This is a genomic window from Vibrio sp. 2130-1 (genome assembly GCF_033339515.1).
This window is the reverse complement of record NZ_JAWOUT010000057.1, coordinates 1-1497: the sequence shown is the minus strand read 5'-3', so window position 1 is coordinate 1497 and position 1497 is coordinate 1. Positions and strand designations below refer to the sequence as shown.

Sequence of the window (1497 nt, the reverse complement as noted above, 5' to 3'; positions counted from 1 at the left end):
GCGCTTAGTCAGAGAACTAAAAAATGATTTTGCCTCAGGGGAGTACGGCCTAGTTAACACCGTACACGTTGGTTTTAATTACTGATACCAACGGTGCTTCTCAAAGTAGCGAAACACAAAAATCAGTACGCACTTCACTGGCGGAAAGTGAACGTGAAAAGGTGTGAACAGTCGGCCTTGCTATACGAAAAAAAGCAAAATTGGCGAACGGCAATGCCGTCTGGATATTTTTACGAAAATATTTAGCTAGTTCTTACGCCCACATCGAGATTTTTATGAGCTTTGATCCCATCGCAGCGACCGAAGCTGCCAAAAAGACCCGTGCATTACGCAAGGGAAAAAACTACAAAAAACGCACCTCCAAACTTGAGCCATTTCGTTCTGAAATCGCCAAAATGTACAAGCATGGCGCATCTTTAGAACTGATTGCTCTGCACCTCCAAACTGAACACAAGCAATATGCAGCTCGCAGTACCATCCTCCGATATATCCATTCCATCGGAGTAACACGCAATGGCTAAAGGGCACTTCGCAAAATCAGAAAAACAAGCCGCTTCTGTCATGAAAGAAATGCAGGGGAAAGGTAATGCCATAGAATCGGTGGGAACGGCGAGGAACTACGAACAAGCATTGAAAACCTGTTGCGATTATCTGAAAGAGTTCAAGCTTGGCTCTCTAAGAGAACTAACCCCAGAACAAGCAAAAAACTACATAGAGTTACGCGCTCACGAATGTAAACAAAGCACAATCGACATGGATCGTCAGGCAATACAAACAATGATGCAGCATGTCACACATAAGTTAGAACCCAATCAAACACTATACCCACCCAAAGAGCTTCCTACATCTAAAAAAGAAACTATTGAAAACTCTCGTTCTTACACGCCAGAACAGGTCAATGCGATCATTCAGCACCAAACCGAGCAACATGCACTCTCAACACAACTTTGTCATGAAGCGGGTCTACGCGCTCACGAACTGTACACACTACGACCTTCTGGCGAAGTAAATCCGAGTCCACGGGACGTACACCAAGATAAATTTTCCCAACTCCCCAATGACTCAAAAACCTACACGGTTCAAGGGAAAGGCGGTCTCATTCGTGAAGTTCAAATCCCCAACCATTTGGCAGAAAAGTTAGAAGAACGCAGACTCGATACACCACAGCAACTCTCTGACAGGGGCGTGAATTACGAATCGCATTACAACATAGCAGGAGGACACAAGTTTTCTGATGCGTTCAGCAAAGCGAGTTCTCGCGCTCTTGGGTACTCCAACGGAGCACACGGCTTACGCCATAGCTACGCACAAAACCGCTACGAACAACTGGCTAACCACTTTGAGCGTATCGATGTCATGACGATTATTTCTCAAGAGCTAGGGCATTTCCGCCCCGATATTACAGAGGTATACCTACGATGCTTTGGGGATTTTTGACGGTAATTGTTGTGGGATTGGTATTGCTTTTTGCAGCACCATTTCTTGATTTTCTAACTC

The 1497-nt window shown here is 45.0% G+C and carries 2 protein-coding genes; both read left to right on the top strand.

Features of this window, described 5'->3' with window-relative positions:
- The first annotated feature begins 200 nt into the window (after positions 1 to 200).
- Positions 201 to 521 (top strand): hypothetical protein, encoded by a 321-nt coding sequence (locus R7Q09_RS24180; RefSeq protein ID WP_318143706.1) that lies wholly within the window; start codon positions 201 to 203, stop codon positions 519 to 521.
- Positions 514 to 1437: a site-specific integrase gene (locus tag R7Q09_RS24175; protein WP_318143705.1), complete on the top strand. Its 924-nt coding sequence runs from the start codon at positions 514 to 516 to the stop codon at positions 1435 to 1437. The genes R7Q09_RS24180 and R7Q09_RS24175 overlap by 8 nt, the downstream gene beginning before the upstream one ends.
- Positions 1438 to 1497 lie beyond the last annotated feature (60 nt).

Bases quoted from the DNA above. Each gene is read 5' to 3' on its own strand.
- R7Q09_RS24175 (WP_318143705.1), top strand. From the start codon at position 514: ATGGCTAAAGGGCACTTCGCAAAATCAGAAAAACAAGCCGCTTCTGTC.